Annotated in this window: 2 protein-coding genes and 1 tRNA gene; 2 read left to right on the top strand and 1 reads right to left on the bottom strand. The window is 71.2% G+C overall.

The window, feature by feature from the left end:
- Window positions 1–64 precede the first annotated feature (64 nt).
- Both IE257_RS29335 and IE257_RS29330 read left to right on the top strand, forming a co-directional pair.
- Window positions 65–140, top strand: a tRNA-Thr gene (locus IE257_RS29335).
- Between the two features lie 192 nt (window positions 141–332).
- The gene (locus tag IE257_RS29330) at window positions 333–938 is read left to right on the top strand and encodes an HdeD family acid-resistance protein (RefSeq protein ID WP_189972886.1); all 606 of its coding nucleotides are present in this window, start codon (window positions 333–335) and stop codon (window positions 936–938) included.
- Window positions 939–998: 60 nt separating this feature from the next.
- Here IE257_RS29330 and IE257_RS38625 read toward each other — a convergent pair.
- A partial coding sequence (locus tag IE257_RS38625) for a PP2C family protein-serine/threonine phosphatase (RefSeq protein WP_229920724.1) occupies window positions 999–2,124 on the bottom strand: 1,126 nt, incomplete at its 5' end.

The raw sequence follows: 2,124 nt of genomic DNA, 5'->3' as shown, positions 1-2,124 counted from the left end.
CTTTCAGCGCCGATGGTACTGCAGGGGGGACCCTGTGGGAGAGTAGGACGCCGCCGAACAACCCGCCCTTTTAGCTCAGTCGGTAGAGCGTCTCCATGGTAAGGAGAAGGTCAACGGTTCGATTCCGTTAAAGGGCTCCATATGAAAAGGCCCCCGCCTGTTGGCGGGGGCCTTTTTTGTTTTCGCCCCAAGATCGGGCACGGTCGCCGGGCGCGCTGGGGCGCACCTGCCTAAAGTGGGTGTGAAGGGAAGATAAGGAAGGTACGTCCGGCGGCTTCGAGGTGCCAGGTGTCTCCTGCCCCACTGGCCGGCCGGTTGGCCCAGGAGGCGTGATGACCGTACCCCCCGACGCGGCGCCGCAGCACACACAGCACACGCAGAGCGACCCCGAGGACCTCTTCAAGCAGGTCGGAGCCACGTGGCACTGGGCTCTCGGCTTCGCCCTCGCGACCTTGATCCCCGGCATTCTGGTGCTGGTCTGGCCCGACGAGACGCTTCACATCCTGGCCGTCATCATCGGCCTCCAGCTTTTGGTGGCGGGCGTCTTCCGCTTCGTCGCGGCCTTCTCGCACGGCGGCGACGGCGGCAGCAAACTGGCGGGGGTCCTGATCGCCATGCTGGCGTTCCTGGCCGGCGTCCTGGTCCTGCGGCATCCGATGCAGACGATCGGCGCGCTGTCCTTGATCGTCGGGGTGTTCTGGTTGCTGACCGGAGTGCTCACGGCCTTCACCGCGATCGCGGACCACTCACTCGTGCACCGGGGCATGCGCTTCGGCCTGGGCGCCCTCGGCGCCGTCGCCGGGATCGTCGTGCTCTGCTTCCCCGTGGACTCCGCGGTCGCCCTGACCCGGCTGCTGGGGCTCTGGCTCGTGCTGCTGGGCGTCTTCGAGGTGGTGATGGCCTTCGCCCTGCGGTCCGCCACGCGCCGTACCTCCTGAGCCCGGGCCGGACGGGGCAGAGCCTGACCGGGCGGGCCCGGCCCACCCGGGCCCGCCCGGTCATTCGCCCGTGCGCTGCTCCGGGACGCGGAAGGCCAGGATGGCCATGTCGTCCGAGGCGGGTTCGGCGGCGAAGCGTTCCACCGCGCGCAGGACGCGGGAGGCCACCGCGCCCGCGGTGAGGCCCGTACAGGTGGTGAGGACCTCGGCGAGGCCGTCGTCGCCGAGCATGCGGGTCCCTTCGCGGCGTTCGGTCACGCCGTCCGTGACGCACAGCAGGACATCGCCGGGGTCGAGGGTGAGGGTCTGCTCGTAGAGGTCCAGGTCGTCGATCACGCCCAGCAGCGGCTGCGGGTCGGCGGCCGCGTCGACCTGGCCGTTCGGGCGCAGGCGCAGCGGCAGCGGGTGGCCCGCGCAGACGACCTTCATCAGGGCGCCGCCGTCGGGCTGGGGGTGCAGCTCGCCGTAGAGGAGGGTGAGGAAGCGGCTGCGGGCGCCCTCGTCGAGGATGGCCGCGTTGAGCCGCTCCAGTACGGCCGGGCCGCCGAGGCCCTCACGAGCCAGCAGGCGCAGGGCGTGCCGGGCGAGGCCGGTGACGGCGGCCGCCTCGGGGCCCGTACCGCAGACGTCGCCGATGGCGAACCCGTACGCGCCGTCGCGGATCGGGAAGACGTCGTAGAAGTCTCCGCCGACCTCGTTGCCCTCGCCGGCCGCGCGGTAGATGACCTCGACCTCCATGCCGGGGATCGCGGGGGAGCCGGGCGGCAGCAGGCTGCGCTGGAGAGAGCGGCTGATCGCGGTGCGCTCGGAGTAGAGGCGGGCGTTGTCCAGGGCCAGGGCGGCCCTGCGGGAGAGGTCCTCGGCGAGTTCGAGGATCTCCTGGCGGAAGTGCTCCTCCCGCGGCTTGCCGAGGGTGAGCATCCCGATCACGCGGTTGCGGGCGAGGAGGGGCAGGACCACGGTCTCGCCGCCGACCGCGAGGGTCGCTTCGGCCCAGGGACGGGCACCGGCCTCGCGGACCGGCTCGGGCGGGTCGACCCGGGACAGCAGCTCCTTGAGTCCGTCGATGCGCTCCTCGTCCTCGTGCAGGACGTAGGAGAGGTACGCGTCGGAGGACTGGTCGGCGATCGTGTAGACGGCGCACCAGGTGGCGAGGGTCGGGACGGTCATCTGGGCCATCAGCGCC

The organism is Streptomyces avidinii (genome assembly GCF_014650695.1).
Lineage (GTDB): Bacteria > Actinomycetota > Actinomycetes > Streptomycetales > Streptomycetaceae > Streptomyces > Streptomyces avidinii.
Note: the sequence above shows the minus strand (reverse complement) of the source record. Positions and strands in the feature narration are given on the sequence as shown.

Excerpts from the sequence above, each read along its gene's own strand:
- IE257_RS29330 (WP_189972886.1), top strand. The coding sequence starts at position 333 with ATGACCGTACCCCCCGACGCGGCGCCGCAGCACACACAGCACACGCAG.